Annotated in this window: 15 protein-coding genes; 12 read left to right on the forward strand and 3 right to left on the reverse strand. The window is 73.0% G+C overall.

Annotation, left to right across the window (positions count from 1 at the left end):
• Window positions 1–140 precede the first annotated feature (140 nt).
• Both ACGFML_RS09470 and ACGFML_RS09475 read left to right on the forward strand, forming a co-directional pair.
• A complete protein-coding gene (locus tag ACGFML_RS09470; RefSeq protein WP_393541740.1) occupies window positions 141–1,559 on the forward strand; it encodes a nitrate/nitrite transporter in 1,419 nt (472 codons plus the stop codon).
• Between the two features lie 205 nt (window positions 1,560–1,764).
• Window positions 1,765–2,931, forward strand: a complete 1,167-nt coding sequence (locus tag ACGFML_RS09475) for a uroporphyrinogen-III synthase (RefSeq protein WP_393541741.1) — start codon at window positions 1,765–1,767, stop codon at window positions 2,929–2,931.
• A 36-nt stretch (window positions 2,932–2,967) separates the two neighbouring features.
• Here ACGFML_RS09475 and ACGFML_RS09480 read toward each other — a convergent pair whose 3' ends face one another.
• Window positions 2,968–3,744, reverse strand: coding sequence for a class I SAM-dependent methyltransferase (locus ACGFML_RS09480; RefSeq protein ID WP_393541743.1), 777 nt, complete (start codon window positions 3,742–3,744; stop codon window positions 2,968–2,970).
• 305 nt (window positions 3,745–4,049) lie between these two features.
• Between ACGFML_RS09480 and ACGFML_RS09485 the strand changes: the two genes are divergently transcribed.
• The 6 genes from ACGFML_RS09485 (at window position 4,050) to ACGFML_RS09510 (ending at window position 11,242) form a co-directional block, all read left to right on the forward strand.
• The gene (locus ACGFML_RS09485) at window positions 4,050–4,637 is read left to right on the forward strand and encodes a CGNR zinc finger domain-containing protein (protein ID WP_393541745.1); all 588 of its coding nucleotides are present in this window, start codon (window positions 4,050–4,052) and stop codon (window positions 4,635–4,637) included.
• Between the two features lie 172 nt (window positions 4,638–4,809).
• Complete coding sequence (locus tag ACGFML_RS09490; RefSeq protein WP_393541747.1) at window positions 4,810–5,349, forward strand: sigma-70 family RNA polymerase sigma factor; 540 nt, start codon at window positions 4,810–4,812, stop codon at window positions 5,347–5,349.
• Complete coding sequence (locus ACGFML_RS09495; RefSeq protein WP_393541749.1) at window positions 5,346–6,092, forward strand: zf-HC2 domain-containing protein; 747 nt, start codon at window positions 5,346–5,348, stop codon at window positions 6,090–6,092. Before ACGFML_RS09490 ends, ACGFML_RS09495 begins: the two co-directional genes overlap by 4 nt.
• A 220-nt stretch (window positions 6,093–6,312) precedes the next feature.
• On the forward strand, window positions 6,313–8,718 hold the full coding sequence (locus tag ACGFML_RS09500) for a HelD family protein (protein WP_393541750.1): 2,406 nt from the start codon (window positions 6,313–6,315) through the stop codon (window positions 8,716–8,718).
• Window positions 8,719–9,222: 504 nt separating this feature from the next.
• The gene (locus tag ACGFML_RS09505; protein WP_393541752.1) at window positions 9,223–10,656 is read left to right on the forward strand and encodes an NAD-dependent malic enzyme; all 1,434 of its coding nucleotides are present in this window, start codon (window positions 9,223–9,225) and stop codon (window positions 10,654–10,656) included.
• Between the two features lie 304 nt (window positions 10,657–10,960).
• Window positions 10,961–11,242: an HU family DNA-binding protein gene (locus tag ACGFML_RS09510; RefSeq protein WP_030069353.1), complete on the forward strand. Its 282-nt coding sequence runs from the start codon at window positions 10,961–10,963 to the stop codon at window positions 11,240–11,242.
• A gap of 194 nt (window positions 11,243–11,436) precedes the next feature.
• Here ACGFML_RS09510 and ACGFML_RS09515 read toward each other — a convergent pair whose 3' ends face one another.
• Window positions 11,437–12,135, reverse strand: coding sequence for an HAD family hydrolase (locus tag ACGFML_RS09515; protein ID WP_393541754.1), 699 nt, complete (start codon window positions 12,133–12,135; stop codon window positions 11,437–11,439).
• Between the two features lie 377 nt (window positions 12,136–12,512).
• Window positions 12,513–13,253, reverse strand: coding sequence for a GntR family transcriptional regulator (locus tag ACGFML_RS09520; protein WP_393541756.1), 741 nt, complete (start codon window positions 13,251–13,253; stop codon window positions 12,513–12,515).
• A 290-nt stretch (window positions 13,254–13,543) separates the two neighbouring features.
• Between ACGFML_RS09520 and ACGFML_RS09525 the strand changes: the two genes are divergently transcribed.
• The 4 genes from ACGFML_RS09525 to ACGFML_RS09540 are packed head-to-tail and all read left to right on the forward strand — an operon-like array spanning window position 13,544 to window position 17,580.
• Window positions 13,544–14,692 (forward strand): extracellular solute-binding protein, encoded by a 1,149-nt coding sequence (locus ACGFML_RS09525; protein ID WP_393541758.1) that lies wholly within the window; start codon window positions 13,544–13,546, stop codon window positions 14,690–14,692.
• A gap of 40 nt (window positions 14,693–14,732) precedes the next feature.
• Window positions 14,733–15,611 carry an ABC transporter permease gene (locus ACGFML_RS09530; protein ID WP_393541760.1) on the forward strand — a complete coding sequence of 293 codons (879 nt, stop codon included), beginning with the start codon at window positions 14,733–14,735 and terminating at the stop codon, window positions 15,609–15,611.
• Window positions 15,608–16,498 (forward strand): ABC transporter permease, encoded by an 891-nt coding sequence (locus ACGFML_RS09535; protein ID WP_393541761.1) that lies wholly within the window; start codon window positions 15,608–15,610, stop codon window positions 16,496–16,498. Before ACGFML_RS09530 ends, ACGFML_RS09535 begins: the two co-directional genes overlap by 4 nt.
• A complete protein-coding gene (locus ACGFML_RS09540; protein ID WP_393541763.1) occupies window positions 16,495–17,580 on the forward strand; it encodes an ABC transporter ATP-binding protein in 1,086 nt (361 codons plus the stop codon). The genes ACGFML_RS09535 and ACGFML_RS09540 overlap by 4 nt, the downstream gene beginning before the upstream one ends.
• Window positions 17,581–17,586: the final 6 nt, after the last annotated feature.

Below are 17,586 nucleotides of genomic sequence, written 5' to 3' on the forward strand. Positions count from 1 at the left end.
CGCCGCCCCGCACGGTCCCCTCACCACCCGCCGCCCCGCCCCGTGAGTGCAAGGTTTCGTCGGTGTCACCGGGCGGCACCGGGTGGAAACCCGCCGTCCCTAGCTTCGGGAGCAGCATCCGAAGAGCTTTGGGAGGCGGGATGACGGTCGAGGCGGGTACGGGCGCGGCGGACGGCGCCGGCGGGGTGAACCGTCCGCGAAGGGGCGGGCGGTGGATCGAGCGGTGGGATCCGGAGGACGCGGAGTTCTGGGCACGGTCCGGGGAGCGGATCGCCCGGCGGAATCTGGTCCTCTCCGTGTTCTCCGAGCACATCGGCTTCTCCATCTGGAGCCTGTGGTCGGTGATGGTGCTGTTCATGGGCCCGGAATACGGCGTGGATCCGGCCGGGAAATTCTTCCTGGTGGCGATGCCGACGCTGGTGGGCGCCGTGCTGCGGGTGCCGTACACCTTCGCGGTGGCGCGGTTCGGGGGGCGCAACTGGACGATTCTCAGCGCGCTGCTGCTGCTGGTGCCCACGGCCGCGGCGGCGGTGGTGATGACGCCGGGGACGTCGTACACCACCTTTCTCGTGGTGGCGGCGCTGACGGGGGTGGGCGGCGGCAATTTCGCGTCGTCCATGACCAACATCAACTCCTTCTATCCGCTGCGGAAGAAGGGCTGGGCGCTCGGGCTGAACGCCGGCGGCGGGAACATCGGGGTGCCGGTGATCCAGTTGCTGGGGCTCCTGGTGATCGGGACGGCGGGCGCCACGCAGCCGCGGATCGTGCTGGCGGTGTATGTGCCGCTGATCGTCGCCGCCGCGGTGCTGGCGGCGCTGTTCATGGACAACCTCGGGCCGGTGGCGAACGACACCGGGGCGGCCGTGGACGCGGCCAAGGAGCGGCACACCTGGGTGATGGCGCTGCTGTACGTCGGCACCTTCGGGTCGTTCATCGGCTACAGCTTCGCGTTCGGCCTCGTCCTGCAGAACCAGTTCGCACAGACGCCTCTCCAGGCGGCGTCGCTCACCTTCGTCGGTCCGCTGCTCGGCTCGCTGGCGCGGCCGGTCGGCGGGCGGCTGGCGGACCGGTTCGGGGGCGCGCGGATCACGTTGGGGAACTTCGTGGCGATGGGCGCGGCGACGGGTGTGGTGATCTACGCCTCGGCGGACCGGTCGCTGCCGGTGTTTCTCGTGGGTTTCATGGCGCTGTTCGTGCTGACCGGGCTGGGCAATGGCGCCACGTACAAGATGATTCCGGGGATCTTCCACGCCCAGGCGCTGCGGCGCGGGCTGGCGGGCGAGGCGGCCGCGGCGTACGGGCGGCGGCTGTCGGGGGCCGCGATGGGGCTGATCGGGGCGGTGGGTGCGCTCGGCGGGCTGGGCATCAACCTCGCCTTCCGGCAGGCGTTCCTGGCGACCGGGTCGGGGACGCCCGCCTTTGTGGCGTTCCTGGTCTGCTACGCGGTGTGCGGCGCGGTGACCTGGGCCGTATACGTCCGGCCGGCGACGCGCGAGCGGGCCGTGCGGGAGCCGGAAGCCGGTGAGACGGCGGGCCGACCGCTGTACGCGGAGGTCTGACCCCTTCCGCCGGCTCCCGGGGCCGCCGTGGGCCCCGGCCGGCGGCGGGGCGGTGGGGTCGTCCTGTAACAGGCGGGAAATACTGGGGGACCGGGCCTGTCACCTGGTGTTGGCAGGCTGGGCGCCCCGGGCACGGCGTGCCCGGGCCACGGCGGTACGCCGGTACGACGCAGCACACCTCTCTGGGCGGAGCGGGACGGACAGCATGCACGAGCAGCAGCAGGACCACGAGGGCCCGGCCACGGTGCGGCCGCTGGACGGGTTCACCGTCGGTGTGACCGCCGCGCGCCGGGCGGCGGAGCTGGGCACGCTGCTGGAGCGGCGCGGCGCCCAGGTCGTGCACGCGCCCGCGCTGCGCATCGTGCCGCTGCCGGACGACACCGAACTGCTTGCCGCGACGCAGGACCTGATCGCGAACGCGCCGGACGTGGTCGTGGCCACCACCGCCATCGGGTTCCGCGGCTGGGTGGAGGCCGCCGAGGGCTGGGGGCTGGGCGAGGCCCTGCTGGGGCGGCTGGCCGAGGTGGAGCTGCTGGCGCGCGGCCCGAAGGTGCGCGGCGCCATCCGCGCCGCCGGGCTGAACGAGAAGTGGTCGCCGGCCTCCGAATCGATGGCCGAGGTCCTCGACCGGCTCCTGGCGGAGGGGGTCAGTGGGCGCCGGGTGGCCATCCAGCTGCACGGGGAGCTGCTGCCGGGCTTCGTGGAGGCGCTGCGGGCCGACGGGGCGGAGGTGGTCGGGGTCCCCGTCTACCGCTGGATGCCGCCGGAGGACATCGGCCCGGTGGACCGGCTGCTGGACGCGCTCGTCGGCCGCAACCTGGACGCGGTGACCTTCACCAGCGCCCCGGCCGCGGCGTCGCTGCTGCGTCGCGCCGGGGAGCGCGGCATCCAGGAGGAGGTGGTGGCGGCGCTGCGGCAGGAGGTTCTGGCGGTGTGCGTGGGGCCGGTCACCGCGCTGCCGCTACAGGCTCATGACGTGCCCACGCTCCAGCCCGAACGGTTCCGGCTGGGGCCTATGGTGCAGCTGCTGTGCCGTGAACTCCCGTGCCGGGTCCGCCCGTTGCCGGTGGCCGGGCACCGCGTCGAGATCCGCGGGCACGCCGTCGTGGTCGACGGCGAGCTGCGCCCGGTGCCGCCCGCGGGGATGGCGCTGCTGCGCGCGCTGGCCCGCCGCCCCGGCTGGGTGGTCTCCCGCGCGGATCTGCTGCGGGCGCTGCCGGGGGCGGGCCGGGACGAGCATGCGGTGGAGACGGCCATGGCCCGGCTGCGGGTGGCGCTGGGGGCACCCAAGCTGATCCAGACGGTGGTCAAGCGCGGCTACCGGCTGTCGCTCGATCCGCATGCGGAGACCGAGAAGTGCGGCGGGGGCTGACGGGGCGCCCGGGGCGTGGGCCCCGGGCCGGGCTCCTCAGGCGGGGTGGGTGACGCGGATCTTGGACTGGCCGTGCCTGCGGGTCTCCCAGTCGGCCATGAAGCGCGCTTCGAGGCCGTGCTTGCGGGCGAGCCGGAGCAGCGTTTCGGTGCGGTAGTAGAAGTCCTCGCGCAGCACCTGGTGTTCGGCGCCCTCGGTGCGGTCGAAGGTGAAGTCGAAGAAGCCGCCGGGGGCGAGGATCCGGCCGACGTGCGCCAGGGCCTCGTCGATGACGCCGATCGGTGAGTGCGAGAAGACGCTGTGCGCGTGGACGATGTCGAAGTGGGCCGCGGGGAGGAAGTCCAGGGTGAGGTCCTGCGTGATCGTCAGATGCGGCAGCTTGTCCTGGAGCTCGTACGTTGTCAGGGTCTGCTTCGCGTATATCAGGATGTCCGGCGAGATGTCGATGCCGTAGTAGTTGCCCGCGTCGAGGTGGGCGATGAAGCGCCAGCCGGCCCGCAGGTTGCCGCAGCCGATGTCCAGCATCCGGTGGCCGGGCCGCAGGCCGTGCTCGATCAGGTAGCCGAACTGCATCTCGCCCAGCGCCAGCCAGCGTTCATGGGAGCGGCTGCCGACCGCGGCCTCCGGGTTCCGGCCGGTGTCCGAGGCCATCACCGCGCGGTAGTAGTCCACATGGTCGGGGTGCTTGAGGCGCAGCCAGGTGTCGCGGGCGGTGCGCTTGACGTAGGGGGCGATGCGGGACGGGTTGCGTACCGCGTAGCCGACCTTGTGCGCCAGGCCGGCACGGTTCTTCTGCAGTGAGGTGGGCGACATGCCGACGGACTATACATCAGATGTATACGCGAAGTGTCTACTGAGGGTGTCTACTTGGCGCGCCTCCTGGATGCGCCTCCTGAATGCACCTCCTGGGCGCACCCCCTGGGCGCGTCCACCGGGCGCGCCCCTTTGCGGCGTCCGCTCGCCTCGTCCCCGCACGTGCCGTGCCCCCCGGCGATGGCGCGCCGGGGCGGCGGAGGGGAAGCATCGCGCCACCGCAGGGTTCCGGCCCGGCCCCGCACCGGGCACTCTGGGGGGACACGCGTGTGTTCCGCTTCGGTTCGCAAAGGAGTGACAGGCACATGGCGGCGCCTCACGGCCTGCGGTTCGACTGCGGGCGTATCTGCCTGGACCTGGTGGCCACCGCCGGCGGCCCCGTCGAACGGCTCACCGCCCCCGAGCACCTGACGGCCTGGCTGACCGGTGCGGGCGTGGTGCCCCCGGGCGTCCCGCTGGACGGGCTCGACGGGCAGTGGGTCGTCCGCTTCCGGGCGCTGCGCGAACTGCTGCGCCGTGTGGTGCTCGACGAGCTGCAAGGCCGGGCGGCCGACGCGGACCTGGAACTCCTCAACGCCGCGGTCGGGGCCGCGCAGCCGCCCGCCGTCCGCATCGTGCGCGCCGCGGACGGCACCCTCTCCCGGACGTTGCCCGCGCCGCCGGACTGCGCCGCGCTGCTGGCCGCGGTGGCCCGGGACGCCGTCGGGCTGCTCACCGACGACGTCGTGCGCGGGCAGCTGCGGCAGTGTGCCGGGGAGAGCTGCCCGCTGGTCTATCTGGATACCTCCCGCGGGCGTCGCCGCCGCTGGTGTTCCAGCGAGGTGTGCGGCAACCGGGAGCGGGTGGCCCGCCACCGCCGGCGGACGCTGGCCCGCGACGGCGCCCGGCCCTGAACCGCCGCGCGGACCGGCCCGGCGCCCCGCCCCCCCGCCTTCGCGGCAAATCTTTTTTCGCCGGTAGCTGAGTACACCCGCCCGTCCCGTCCGTATCCCTCCCCACAAGGCCGATTCACGGCATGGTCCCGGGCCCCCTCCCGCGATCCGCGCTATCGACCCGGGAGTTGGAGTGCGCAAGGATGCCGCCGTGGCAGACCGGACGACACCTGACGAGGAGCTCATGCGAGCCCTCTACGACGAGCATGCGGGACCGCTCCTCGCCTTCGTCCTGCGCTTGGTGGCGGGGGACCGACACCGCGCGGAGGACGTCGTGCAGGAGACGCTGGTGCGGGCCTGGCGCAACGCCGACCAGTTGCAGCGCGCCACCGGCTCCATCCGGCCATGGCTGGTGACCGTCGCCCGGCGGATCGTCATCGACGGCCACCGCAGCCGCCGGGCCCGGCCCCAGGAGGTCGACGCGACCCCCCTGGAGACGATGCCGGCCGCCGACGTGATCGACCGGGCGCTGCGCATGATGACGATCTCCGAGGCGCTGAGCGACCTGAGCCAGGCGCACCGGGAAGCCCTGGTCGAGACGTACTTCAAGGAGCGTACGGTCAGCGAGGCAGCGGAGGTGCTGCGCGTACCCGCGGGGACCGTGCGGTCCCGGGTCTTCTACGCGCTGCGCTCCCTGAAGCTCTCGCTGCAGGAACGAGGAGTGACGGAGTGACCCCGCCCACGCAGCCGGACCGGCACACCGACGTCGGCGCCTATGCGCTGGGCGTCCTGGACCCCGCCGACGCGGACCGGTTCGAGCGGCATCTGGCCGGTTGCGACCGGTGCGCGGCCGAACTCGAGGACCTGATGGGGCTGGCCCCGCTGGTGGCCGAGTTCAAGCAGACCGCGCCCACCGTGGAGACGGTCACCGCCGTACCGGGGCCCGGCCTCCTGGACGGGCTGCTCGACGAGGTGGCCGTCACCCGGCGCCGCCGCGGCCGGCGCCGGCTGTATCTCGTCGCCGCGGTCGCCGCACTGATCATCGGCGGGCCGCTCGCCACCCTCGCGGTGACCGGCGGGACGCCCGCGAAGGAGCCGGCGGCGCCACCCCTCGCGAGCGCCGTCCGCGCGCAGTACGCCGCCGGCGAGAAGGCGACCGCCGTCGACCCCGACACCAAGGTCTCCGCGGGCGTCTCCATGGCCGCCAAACCCTGGGGCACCCAGGTCGTCCTCCAGCTGGCGGGCGTCAAGGGGCCGCTCAGCTGCGACCTGGTCGCCGTCGGCAAGGACGGCCGCCGCCAGACCGTCACCACCTGGGCGGTGCCCCGGGGCGGCTACGGCATCAAGGGCGGCGGCGCGAAGTGGAACAGCGAACCGCTGTACGCCGCGGGCGGGGCGGCCTTCGGCCGCGGCGACATCGACCACTTCGAGATCCGGACGCTCACCGGCGAACGGCTGGCCAGCGTGCACGTCTGAGACCGCCCGGCGCCCGCCGGACCGGTGCCCCGCGCACCGGCCCGGCGCGCCGCGCACGGTTCCGGAACGTTCGGGACCGTGACGCGGACTTCTGCTGAAGTTAAGGACTAGGTCAACATCCGATCGGACACGCCCGGATTTGTCCGTATGGCCAGGTGCGCGCGGTGCCCCGTTCGCGTACGGTTGACGGCTGCCCTACGCACAGCAGAAGGGGGCCTGGGTGGCCGCGCAGAACGCCACGCACGCACCGGATCACCTCTCGGATTCCGTTCGCGACCGTGAGATCGAAGCCGAGCAGACGCATCTGGACAGCGTCTACCGGCGCCTCGAGGAGAAGATCCACGAGGCAGAGTTCCTGATGGACGACGCCGCCAAGCTCGGCCAGGTCGGCACGCCCGGTGCATTCGCCGAACGCGACGCCCAGGTCTTCCAGGCCGGCGTCCATCTCCACCGTCTCAACTCCGAGTACGAAGACTTCCTCTTCGGCCGGATCGACCTGCTCCCCGGCAAGGACGGCAAGAAGGGCCCGGACGGCGCCTTCACCTCCGTCGAACCCGCCGACGGGGCGATCGACAACAACCGGGCGGTGATCGCCGAAACGCTCCACATCGGCCGCCTCGGCGTCCTCGACGCCGACTACGCGCCGCTGGTCATCGACTGGCGGGCGCCGGCCGCCGCGCCCTTCTACCGCGCCACCCCGGTCGCCCCCGGCCGGGTCGTACGCCGCCGCGTCATCCGCTCCAAGGGCCGCCGGGTCCTCGGCGTCGAGGACGACCTGATGCGCCCGGAGGTCACCGCCACCCTGGACGGCGAGGAACTGCCGGCGGTCGGCGACGGCGCACTGATGGCCGCCCTCGGCCGGGCTCGAAGCCACGCCATGCGCGACATCGTCGCCTCCATCCAGGCCGAGCAGGACATGGTGATCCGGGCCCCCGCCGCCTCCGTCACCGAGGTCGAGGGCGGACCGGGCACCGGCAAGACCGCCGTCGCCCTGCACCGCGCCGCCTACCTCCTCTACCAGGACCGCCGCCGCTACGCCGGCGGCATCCTCATCGTCTCCCCGACCCTCCTGCTGGTCGCCTACACCGAGGGCGTCCTGCCCTCCCTGGGCGAGGAGGGCCAGGTCGCCATCCGGGCGCTCGGCTCCCTGGTGGACGGCGCCGAGGCGTCGGGCGGGGGCGGCCCGCAGGGCCCCGACGGGGGACGGGGGGCGGGCGACGGGGGAGCCTACGACCCGCCGGCGGTCTCCCGCGTCAAGGGCTCCGCCCGCATGCAGAAGGTGCTGCGCAAGGCCGCCCGCGGCGCCCTGGACCTGCCGCAGCGCGGAGCGCGGGCGGTCGACACCACCCGTCTGCGCGTCGTCGCGTTCGGCGGCCGCCTCGAGCTGGACGCCGACGAACTGCGCGGCATCCGGCTGGCCGCGCTCGGCGGCACCGCACCGGTCAACCTGCTGCGCCCGCGCGCCGGACGGCTGATCCTCGACGCCCTGTGGGCCAAGTCGGGCGCCGCCCGCCGCTACACCGACCCCGAACTCGCCGCCGAGGTCCGCCAGGGCTTCGACGAGGACCTCCGCACCGAGACGGACTTCCAGGAGTTCCTGGACGCCTGGTGGCCGGAGCTCACCCCTCGCGAGGTACTGGCCGCGATGGCCGACGAGCGCCTGCTGAGCCGCTGGGCCCGCCGGGTCCTCAACCCGCGCGAGGTCCGCCAGCTGGCCCGGTCGCTGCGGCGGCTGGACCCCACGGGCCACGGCCCGCTGTCGGTGCACGACGTCGCGCTCCTGGACGAGCTCCAGCAGATCCTCGGCGCCCCGATGCGCCCGGCCCGCCCGCGCGAGGCCGACCCGCTCGACCATCTGACCGGTCTGGAGGAGCTCACGACCTTTGCCGACCGCAATGCCTCCGGCCGCAGCCGCCGCGAACGGCTGGAGGAGGAGCGCACCGACTACGCCCATGTGATCGTCGACGAGGCGCAGGACCTGACGCCGATGCAGTGGCGGATGGTCGGCCGCCGCGGCCGGCACGCCACCTGGACGGTGGTCGGCGATCCGGCGCAGTCCTCCTGGTCCGACCCGGACGAGGCCGCCCTCGCCCGCGACGAGGCGCTCGGCACCCGCCCGCGCCGCCACTTCACGCTCACCGTGAACTACCGCAACCCGGCGGAGATCGCCGAGCTGGCCGCCAGGGTGCTCACGCTGGCGATGCCCGGCATGCGGTCGCCCGACGCGGTGCGCTCCACGGGGCTTCAGCCGCGGTTCGCCGTGGTCCCGGAGGGCGGCGCGGGCGACGAGGAGCTGGCCCGGGCCACCACGGCGGAGGCCGCGCGGCTGCTGGACGAGGTGGACGGCACGGTCGGCGTCGTGGTGGCCATGGACCGCCGCGAACAGGCCCGCCGCTGGCTGGCCGGCCTCGGCGACCGGGTGGTGGCACTGGGCTCACTGGAGGCCAAGGGGCTGGAGTACGACGCCACGCTGGTGGTCTCGCCGGCCGAGATCGCCGACGAGTCCCCGGCCGGGCTGCGGGTCCTCTACGTCGCACTGACCCGCGCCACCCAGCAGTTGACGGTGCTCTCCACCGGACGCGACGAGCCGGACGCGGCGGGGGTGCCCGACCTGCTGCGCGACTGACCCGTCGCCGCGGCGGCCCGCCCGGCGTACGCCGGGCGGGCCGCCGCACGCCGCCGTACGAGGGGTCTTGAAATCGGCCCCCCGCGACGGGATTCGCTTCGGTGGATGGTTTGTTAGCCTGGGTGACGGCACCGGCTCGATCCAAGCCCCCGGGCCCAACCATCGTCGCTACGAGCGACCACTTGCCGCGAGGCGAGCATGGCGGGCCGGTGTCGTGAACCACCGCAGCGGGCGTCCCTCCTTCGGGAGGGGCGCCCGTTGTCGTTGCCCGGCGATGCGCCGGATTTCGCCTGGTCCTTGCCGAAAAACGTCTTGCCGTGACCGGGGGGAGGGGTTTCGCTCACCCCGCCTTCTCTCGTATGGTGGAAATGTCTTTCCGAATTTTGTCGCTGGTTACCGTATACCGGCTGGTAGGTGGGACGATCGGACAACGCGCTCCGCCCCCGGCACCACCGGGCCACGGAGCCGCTTTGAGAGAACCAGGGAAAGCAGAGGAAGTCGGCCATGGCAACGGCGCCTAGCGTCTCGTATTCGATGACGGTGCGACTGGAAGTTCCCGCTAGCGGCACCGCCGTCAGCCAGCTCACCACGGCCGTGGAGTCCTCCGGCGGGTCGGTCACCGGCCTCGACGTGACCGCATCCGGCCACGAAAAACTCCGGATCGACGTCACCATCGCCGCGACGTCCACCGCACACGCGGACGAAATCGTCTCCAAGCTGCGGGGCATCGAAGGCGTCACACTCGGCAAGGTCTCCGACCGTACGTTCCTGATGCACCTCGGCGGCAAGATCGAGATGTCGTCGAAGCACCCCATCCGCAACCGCGACGACCTGTCGATGATCTACACCCCCGGTGTGGCCCGGGTCTGCCAGGCGATCGCCGACAACCCCGAGGACGCCCGCAGCCTCACCATCAAGCGCAACAGCGTCGCGGTCGTCACCGACGGCTCCGCGGTCCTGGGCCTCGGCAACATCGGCCCCAAGGCCGCCCTGCCGGTCATGGAGGGCAAGGCGGCCCTCTTCAAGCGCTTCGCGGGCATCGACGCCTGGCCGCTGTGCCTGGACACCCAGGACACCGACGCCATCGTCGAGATCGTCAAGGCCATCGCCCCCGGCTTCGCCGGCATCAACCTCGAGGACATCTCCGCCCCCCGCTGCTTCGAGATCGAGGCCCGGCTGCGCGAGGCCCTGGACATCCCCGTCTTCCACGACGACCAGCACGGCACTGCCATCGTCGTGCTCGCCGCGCTCACCAACGCGCTGCGCGTCGTCGGCAAGAAGATCGAGGACGTGCGGGTCGTGATGTCCGGCGCCGGGGCCGCCGGTACCGCCATCCTCAAGCTGCTGATCGCCGCCGGCGTCCGGCACGCCGTCGTCGCCGACATCCACGGCGTCGTGCACGCGGGCCGCGCCGACCTGGTCGACGCCGACCCCGACTCGCCGCTGCGCTGGATCGCCGACAACACCAATCCGGAGGGCGTCACGGGCACCCTCAAGGAGTCCGTCGTCGACGCGGAAGTCTTCATCGGCGTCTCCGCGCCCAACGTCCTGGACGGCGACGACGTCGCGAAGATGGCCGAGGGCGCGATCGTGTTCGCACTCGCCAACCCCGACCCGGAGGTCGACCCGGCCATCGCCCGGCAGACCGCCGCCGTCGTGGCGACCGGCCGCTCCGACTTCCCCAACCAGATCAACAACGTTCTGGTCTTCCCCGGCGTCTTCCGCGGCCTGCTGGACGCGCAGTCCCGTACGGTGAACACCGAGATGATGCTGGCCGCGGCCGGCGCCCTCGCCGAAGTCGTCCTCGACGACGAGGTCAACCCGAACTACATCATCCCCAGCGTCTTCAACGACAAGGTCGCGGGCGCGGTGGCCGGTGCGGTCCGGGAAGCGGCGAAGGCCGCCGCCCCTGATGTGACTGCTGCCACGGCGCTCTGAGTACGGCGCGTCGCGGGACACGCCCTCCGCAAGGCCCCCATAGGCTGGTTTCCGGCAAACGACCGCCGGCCTGTGGGGCCGGCCCGGAGCGGCGTGGTACGGAACGTCGCCACTACGAGGCAGTGGGGCTTTCGTGTGACCCTCCAGGGTTCCGGATTGGCTTTAGCCCCGCAGGTAGGGGCAGGATGCGTAATCGGGCGCGAGGGTCTGGCAGCAGACCCGGGTCCGGGGACTGTCCGAGGGCCCTGGCAGCATCGGCTTCGATCTCACGCCTCATTGGCAAGAAGAACACGGGAGTACAAACATGAACCGCAGTGAGCTGGTGGCCGCTCTGGCCGATCGCGCCGAGGTGACCCGCAAGGACGCCGACGCCGTTCTGGCCGCCCTCGCCGAGGTGACCGGCGAGATCGTCGCCAAGGGCGACGAGAAGGTCACCATCCCCGGCTTCCTCACCTTCGAGCGCACCCACCGTGCCGCTCGCACCGCGCGCAACCCGCAGACCGGCGACCCGATCCAGATCCCGGCCGGCTACAGCGTGAAGGTCTCCGCAGGCTCGAAGCTCAAGGAAGCCGCCAAGGGTAAGTAACACCCTCAGCAGCACGGCGCGATGCCTAGCGGCAACACGTCGCAAAGGGCGGCCATCCCTCCGGGGGTGGCCGCCCTTTCTGCTGCGTCACCGGTGTCGACGGCACCGCCGGCGCCCCGGCGACACCGGAGCGGCCCGGCCGGGCCGCCGAGCGGCCGCCGTACGGGCCCTGCGGCCGGTTGTGCGGGCCTGCCTCAGGCGGGCGCGGCGAACGGGAAGTCCGTCAGGTCGATGTCCTCCAGAGAGGCGATCACGGCCGTCCGGGGGCCGGGCACGATGCCCGGCACGGTCGGCACGGCCAGCAGCCGGCAGCCGGCGGCCAGCGCGGCGGCGGCGCCGGTGGGGGTGTCCTCGACGGCCAGGCAGTCGGCCGGGTCGACGCCGAGCCCGGCCGCGGCGGTCAGGTAGGGGTCCGGGTGGGGCTTGCCGCGCGGTGCCTCGCCGGAGGTCACCGACAGGGCGAAGCGGTGCGTGCCGAGGGTGCGCAGCACCAGATCGGCCACATGCCGCTCGGAGGCGGTGACCAGCGCGGCCGGTATCCCCAGCGCCTGCGCCCGGTCCAGCAGCCGCAGGGCGCCGGGCTGGACGGTGACCCCGGCCGCGACGCGGGCGGTGAAGTCCCGGTCCAGGCGGGCGGCGACGTCGCGGACGGCGAGGGCGATGCCGTGCTCACGCACCAGGCGTTCGGCGGCGTCGTCCACCGGGGCCCCGGCGAATGCGGCCAGCACCTCGTCGTCGGCCGGTGCGCGGTGTTCCCCGAGGAAATCGGCCACGGCTGCCAGCCACTGGTGCTCGGTGTCGACGAGGGTGCCGTCCATGTCGCACAGCAGGGCGGCGGGCAGCCGGGCGCCCGTCGGGCGCGGAGGGGGCGGGGGAGGAAGCGGAGGAGGCATACGGGCTCACTGTTCGGTGCGTGGGTGCGTGGGTGCGTGTGCGTGGGTGGGGCGGGTGCGTCGGGCGGGTTGGTCCGGGCGGGGCGGTGGGGTGACGGTACGAGGCGGGGTGGCGCGGGTTCCGCGGCGGCCGCGGCGGCTGCGGTGGCCGCGGCGGGATGCCTCGTCGCCTCGCCGCGGGAATACCCTCCCGACCCTCCCGGGTTGTGGCCCCGAGGGGGCTCTCGCGCCCCCTACGGGATCCGTTCGCCCGCCCCCTAAGGCCCCGGCAGGCCCCCGACGGGCCCCCTAAGGCCCCCGGCAGGGCTTCGGTCGGCGCCTGGCGGGGGCCCGTCCGGCGTCCCGCGCATGGGCCTGATCGGGTGTCAGGCCGGGCGTCAGTCAACGGGCTTGCGTGCCAGCGGGTTGGCCTGGGTGGAGTTGCGTACGGTGAAGACGACCGCGCCCGGGCGGTAGCGGTCGTCGGAGGTCTCGACCGGGCGGCCCTCGGGGGTGGTCGTGGTCCGGCGTACGCGCAGCAGCGGGCTGCCGCGCCGCACGTGCAGCTCCCGGGCGTCCACGGTGCCGGCGGCCAGCGCGTCGAGGTGGTGCTCGCCGTGTGCGAAGACCAGGCCGCGGGAGTCCAGCAGCGCCTGGGTGACCGACTCGCAGTCCACCGGGAGCTCCGCCACGGCGTCGGCGGTCCAGCCCGCGTAGACCGTGCGCTCCAGCAGGACGGGGTCGCCGTCCAGGGTCCGCAGCCGCAGTACCCGCAGCACCTCGGCGCCCGGGGCCAGTTGCAGCATGGCCGCCTCCTCGGCGTCGGCGCCGCCCCGGGCGCTGTGCAGCACCCGGCCGCCGGGGGTGTGGCCGCCGGAGCGTGCCCACTGGGCGAAGCTGCGCAGCTCGGTGAAGCTCTGGCTCGGTGCGGTGCTGAGCACGAGGTGCCGGGCGCCCTGGCGGGAGCCGATCAGGCCCTCGGCGGCCAGCGCGGCCAGTGCCTGGCGGACCGTGCCGCGCGAGACGCCGTGGGTGGCGGCCAGTTCGGTCTCCGACGGCAGGGCGCTGCCCACCGGCCGGGTTCCGTCGGCGATGGCGCGGCGCAGATCCTCGGCGATCTGCTGGTGACGTCGGGTCAACACGGCTCCTTGCGGCGATACGCCAGTCAACTGTGCGCAGGTATTGGCAGTCACGCAGATACGGGGGATGCGTCTAACCGCTCCGCGCAACTCTAAACCTCTTCCATGATAACGCTTATGACCTGCAACTTTATTGCCGTCAAGGGTTTGTCTGGGATCCATCTTGCGGCTAGTTTGACGGGGCTTACTGACGGCGGCTTGTTCATACAGGTTGTTCATGGCGCGTGGTCCACGCGGCCCCTGAACGGGTTGTTCATGACGGTGGACGGCCGGAGAACCAGGAGTACTTAGTGAAGCCATCCCGACCGGCCCGCGCGCGCCGGGCGTTCACCGGCTGCGCGGCGGCGCTCGCCGTCGCGGCGGCGGCCGGCGGCTGCGGCTACGCCCCGGCCGCCGTCACCGGCAAGGCGGCCACCGCCCGGTCGGCCGCCGACCTCGGCGGTATGCCCGGGCTCGTCGGGGCCGCCAAGAAGGAGGGGCGGCTCAACGTCTACGCGCTCGCCCCCGACTGGGCGAACTACGGCGAGATGATCAAGACCTTCGAGCGGAAGTACGGCATCGAGGTCAACAACGAGAACCCCGGCGGCACCAGCCAGCTCGCCCTCGGCGCCGCCGACAAGCGCCGCGGCCAGGACCGCGCCGTCGACGCCCTCGACCTCGGCACGGCCTTCATGCGCAACGCCCACGGCAAGCGGCTGCTCGCCCCGTACAAGGTGACGGGCTGGCGGCACATCCCGCGCGCACAGAAGCAGGCCGACGGCTCGTACCTCAACAACTACGGCGGCTACGTCTCCATCGGCTGCGACGCCATGGCAGTCAAGAAGTGCCCCAGGACCTTCGCCGAACTGCTGCGCCCGGAGTACCGCAACAAGATCGCGCTCAACGGCAACCCGTCGGAGTCGTCGTCCGCGTTCTCCGCCGTCCTCGCCGCCGCCCTCGCCAACGGCGGCTCCTTCGGCGACGTGCAGCCCGGCCTGGACTTCTTCCAGAAGCTCAAGCAGCGCGGCAACTTCGTGCCCGTCGAGTCCTCACCGGCCACCATCCGCAAGGGCGAGACCCCCATCTCCATCGACTGGGACTACCTCAACCTCGGCTACAGCAAGGAACTCCGGGCCAAGGGCGTCGACTGGAAGGTCGCCGTGCCCGCCGACGGCCAGTACTCGCAGTACTACAACCAGGGCGTCAACGCCTACGCCCCGCACCCCGCGGCCGCCCGGCTGTGGCTGGAGTTCCTCTACAGCCCCGAGGGCCAGAACATCTGGCTGCGCGGCTGGTCGCGGCCCGCGCTCCTCGACCGGATGACGAAGGACGGCACCGCCGACAAGCGGGCCGCCGCCCGCCTCCCCGCCGTCCACGGCACCCCCCGCTTCCCCACACCGGAGCAGGAGGACGCCGCCAAGGTGGCCATCAACGAGGGCTGGGGCAAGGCCATCGGCTGACCCCGCCCCGCCCCTTCCCGTCCCTGGAGACCCCCCGCGTATGACTGACCGACCCGCAGCGGCCGCCCCGCCCGGCCGGCCCCGACGCCGCCACTGGCCCGCCGTCGTCCCGTTCTTCGTCTTCCTCGCCCTCTGCTTCGGCCTGCCCGCCGGTGCCCTGGTGTACGGCGCGTTCACCGCCGCCGACCCGGCCACCGGAGCGAGTCACGCCACCCTCGACAACGTCCGCCAGTCCCTCAAGGGCAGTTACGCGACCGGCCTCGGCGGCAGCGTCCAGCTCTCGCTGATCTGCGCCCTGCTGGCCACCCTCTTCGGCACCCTCGTCGCGCAGGCCGTGGTCTCCTCCCGGCGCCCCGCGCTGCGCCGCGCCGTGGTCGCCGCCTCCGGCGTGCTCGCCAACTTCTCCGGCGCCCCGCTCGCCTTCGCCTTCGTCGCGACGCTCGGCACCACCGGCACCCTCACCCGGCTGCTGTCGCTCGGCGACACCGGGTTCACCCTCTACAGCACCGCCGGACTGGTGCTGGCCTACCTCTACTTCATGATCCCGCTGATGGTGGTGACCGTCCTGCCCGCGCTCGACGGACTGCGCACCCAGTGGCAGGAGGCCGCCGCCTCCTGCGGCGCCACCCGCGGCCAGTTCTGGCGGCACATCGGCCTCCCGGTGCTGCTGCCCTCGCTGCTCGGCGGCGCGGTCCTGCTCTTCGGCACCGCCTTCGCCTCGCACGCCACCGCCGCCGTCATGGTCGGCAGCTCCGTCCCGCTGATCACCGTCCAGATCTCCAACGCGCTGGCCGGCAACGTCCTGGTCGGCCAGGAGAACCTCGCCCTCGCCATGAGCCTCAACATGGTCGTCATCGCGCTGCTGGTGATGGCCGTGCAGATACCGCTGCAGCGCCGGAGCGCCCGATGGCTGGGATGACCACCACCGCACAGCGGCCCGCCCTGCGGCCCCAGGGGAGCGAAGCCGCCACCCGGCGCCGCCGCCCCCACGGCCGCCTCGCCGTCCTCCTCCTCGCCCTCCTCTACTTCGCCCTCCCCGTCGCCGCCTCCCTCTGGTTCACCGTCGACGACCCCGTCAAGGGCCTCACCCTCGACGTCTACACCGACCACCTGGTCTCCGACGACATGCTGGGCAGCCTGCTGCTCTCGGTCGAACTCGGCCTGGCCACCGTCGCGTTGGGGCTGTGCCTGATCGTCCCCACCATGGTCGTGACGCACCTGCGGCTGCCGCGGCTGCGCCCGGTCGTCGAGATCCTGTGCATGACGCCGCTGGTCGTCCCGCCGATCGCGCTGGTCGCCGGCGTCAACACGGTGCTGTCCTGGGCGCCCGACCTGGCCGAAACGCCGTTCTACCAGACCCTGATGGTCGTCCAGGACGAGCACTTCCCGCTCGTCCTGGTCCTGCTCTACACCGTCATGTCGCTGCCGTTCCTCCACCGCTCCCTGGACGCCGGACTGCGCGCCGTCGACCTGAAGACGCTGGTCGAGGCATCCCGCAGCCTGGGCGCCGGGCGGTCGGCCACGCTCTGGCGGGTGGTCGTGCCCAACCTGCGCCCCGCCGTCGTCAGCGGCGCGGTCCTCAGCCTGGCGATGGTGCTCGGCGAGTACACCGTCGCCTCCGTGCTCGGCTACCGGCCGTTCGCCGTCTGGATGGTGGAGGTCGGCAACGCGGACGCCGAACTCGCCGGCGCCGCGGCCATGCTGAGCCTCTTCATCACCTGGGGGCTGCTGCTCCTGCTCACCACCCTGGCGGGAGGCCGTACGCGCCGGGCCCGCCGTACGCGTTCGCCGAGGGAGACGTCATGACCGTGCCCGTACGACTCAAGGGGCTGCACCGACGGTTCGGCGCCACCACCGCGCTGGACGGCCTCGACCTGGACATCGCGGCCGGCGAAATGGTCGCCCTGCTCGGCCCGTCCGGCTGCGGCAAGACCACCGCGCTGCGCATCATCGCGGGCTTCGAGACCGCCGACAGCGGCGAGCTGACCATGGGCGGCCAGGACGTCACCCACGTCCCCGCCCACCGCCGCGACATCGGCATGGTCTTCCAGTCCTACAGCCTCTTCCCCAACATGACCGCCGCCCAGAACGTCGGCTACGGCCTGCGGGTCCGCAGGGCGTCCGCCGCCGAGCGGGCCGCGCGGGCGGCGGAGCTGCTGGAACTGGTCGGCCTGCCGGGCCGTGAGGACCACTACCCCCACCAGCTCTCCGGCGGCCAGCAGCAGCGCGTCGCACTGGCCCGCGCGCTCGCCGTCCGTCCGCGCGTCCTCCTCCTCGACGAGCCGCTGTCCGCCCTCGACGCCAAGGTGCGGCTCACACTCCGCGAGGAGATCCGCCGCATCCAGCTCGAACTCGGCATCACCACCGTCTTCGTCACCCACGACCAGGAGGAGGCGCTGTCCATGGCCGACCGCGTCGCGGTGATGCAGGGCGGCCGGCTGGAGCAGTGCGCCGCGCCCTCGGAGCTCTACGAGCGCCCGTCGACGCCGTTCGTGGCGGAGTTCGTCGGCACCATGAACCGGCTGCCCGGCACGGTCCGTCCGGACGGCGTGGTGGAGCTCTTCGGCCGCCGGCTCCCGATCCACGGCGCGGCACCCGGCGCGGGGGCCGAGGTGGACGTCCTGGTGCGGCCCGAGGGGCTCGCCGTACGCCGCACCGGGGCGGACGGCACCACGGACCCGACAGACGCGGTCGCGGGCGCGGAGGGGGCGCTCGCGACCGTCCAGGTGGCCACCTTCCTGGGGGCCACCACCCGCCTGCACCTGGCCACCGACGCGGGGGTCCGGCTCAAGGCCGATGTGCCCAGCTGGGAGGCGGGGGAGCTGGCGGCGGGGGCGCGGTGCCTGGTGGCGCCGCACGAGAATCCGGTGCTGGTGGCGGAGGGGTAGCCGGCG

Origin of the sequence: Streptomyces sp. NPDC048650, from assembly GCF_043199095.1 — a bacterium.
Lineage (GTDB): Bacteria > Actinomycetota > Actinomycetes > Streptomycetales > Streptomycetaceae > Streptomyces.

Coding starts and splice junctions, on each gene's coding strand:
- ACGFML_RS09470 (WP_393541740.1), top strand. CDS start 141: ATGACGGTCGAGGCGGGTACGGGCGCGGCGGACGGCGCCGGCGGGGTG.
- ACGFML_RS09475 (WP_393541741.1), top strand. CDS start 1,765: ATGCACGAGCAGCAGCAGGACCACGAGGGCCCGGCCACGGTGCGGCCG.
- ACGFML_RS09480 (WP_393541743.1), bottom strand. CDS start 3,744: ATGTCGCCCACCTCACTGCAGAAGAACCGTGCCGGCCTGGCGCACAAG.
- ACGFML_RS09485 (WP_393541745.1), top strand. CDS start 4,050: ATGGCGGCGCCTCACGGCCTGCGGTTCGACTGCGGGCGTATCTGCCTG.
- ACGFML_RS09505 (WP_393541752.1), top strand. CDS start 9,223: ATGGCAACGGCGCCTAGCGTCTCGTATTCGATGACGGTGCGACTGGAA.
- ACGFML_RS09510 (WP_030069353.1), top strand. CDS start 10,961: ATGAACCGCAGTGAGCTGGTGGCCGCTCTGGCCGATCGCGCCGAGGTG.
- ACGFML_RS09515 (WP_393541754.1), bottom strand. CDS start 12,135: ATGCCTCCTCCGCTTCCTCCCCCGCCCCCTCCGCGCCCGACGGGCGCC.
- ACGFML_RS09530 (WP_393541760.1), top strand. CDS start 14,733: ATGACTGACCGACCCGCAGCGGCCGCCCCGCCCGGCCGGCCCCGACGC.
- ACGFML_RS09535 (WP_393541761.1), top strand. CDS start 15,608: ATGACCACCACCGCACAGCGGCCCGCCCTGCGGCCCCAGGGGAGCGAA.
- ACGFML_RS09540 (WP_393541763.1), top strand. CDS start 16,495: ATGACCGTGCCCGTACGACTCAAGGGGCTGCACCGACGGTTCGGCGCC.